Here is a 761-nt window from a genome sequence, read left to right on the forward strand (position 1 = left end):
GCGACCTGGAAGATCGGCGCCTCCTCGTCCTTGTTGATGGCGACGATGACCTTCGAATCCTTCATGCCGGCCAGATGCTGGATCGCCCCGGAGATGCCGCAGGCGATGTAGAGATCGGGAGCGACCACCTTGCCGGTCTGGCCGACCTGCCAGTCGTTCGGCGCGTAACCGGCATCGACCGCCGCACGGCTTGCCCCGACGGCGGCCCCGAGCTTGTCGGCAACCGGCAGGATCACCTCCTGGAATTTTTCCGACGAGCCGAGCGCCCGGCCGCCGGAGATGATGATCTTCGCCGAGGTCAGCTCCGGACGGTCCGACGACGACAGCGCGTCGGCCACGAAGCTCGACAGGCCCGGATTGGCGGCCGCCGCGATCGTCTCGACCGCGGCCGAGCCGCCCTCTGAGGCGGAGGCGAACGCGGCGGTGCGCACGGTGATGACCTTCTTGGCCTCAGTCGTCTGCACCGTCTGGATGGCGTTGCCGGCATAGATCGGGCGCAGATAAGTATCGGCGGAGACCACCTCGGTGATTTCCGAAACCTGGGCGACGTCGAGCAGCGCTGCAACCCGCGGCATGACGTTCTTGCCGACCGAGGTGGCGGCGGCAAGCAGGGTGTCGTAATTGCCCGACAGCGACACGATCAGCGCCGCTAAGGGCTCGGCCAGATTGTTGGCAAGGCTGGCGTCCTCGGCCACCAGCACCTTGGCAATACCCGAAAGCTTTGACGCCTGGTCGGCCGCCGCCTTGGCACCGGCACCGGC

The 761-nt window shown here is 67.1% G+C and carries 1 protein-coding gene; it reads right to left on the bottom strand.

The features are described from left to right. The coding region (locus tag BC360_RS26360) for an electron transfer flavoprotein subunit alpha/FixB family protein (protein ID WP_065797433.1) at nucleotides 1–761 on the bottom strand (761 nt) is incomplete at both ends.

This window comes from Ensifer sp. LC163 (genome assembly GCF_001695855.1).
Classification (GTDB): domain Bacteria; phylum Pseudomonadota; class Alphaproteobacteria; order Rhizobiales; family Rhizobiaceae; genus Ensifer.